The organism is Pseudoalteromonas sp. T1lg21 (genome assembly GCF_002964625.1).
Taxonomy (GTDB): domain Bacteria; phylum Pseudomonadota; class Gammaproteobacteria; order Enterobacterales; family Alteromonadaceae; genus Pseudoalteromonas; species Pseudoalteromonas gelatinilytica.
Window position 1 is genome coordinate 785,550 of the sequence record NZ_PQBX01000056.1, and the last position, 306, is coordinate 785,855.

Below are 306 nucleotides of genomic sequence, written 5' to 3' on the forward strand. Positions count from 1 at the left end.
CTGGTCTGAATTCGGCACTGAAGTGCCTCCTACGGGGGTTGTTGCTGAGGGTGACTCTCTACTAAACAACCAAACAGTTCAACTTTACCCTTGCTAACTAGCAACTCGCTAACTATTTAGCCATGAATGTGTTTGTTATGGTCTGGATTCGGCACTGAAGTACCTCCTACGGGGGTTTGTTGCTGAGGGTGACTCTGTACTTAACAACCCCACAGTTCTGATCTGACTCCATAAAAGTAGACACCTTTTTGGAGCCAGTAACCATGAAAGTAAAACCATATCGCAAACATTCGCTCGAATTTAAAA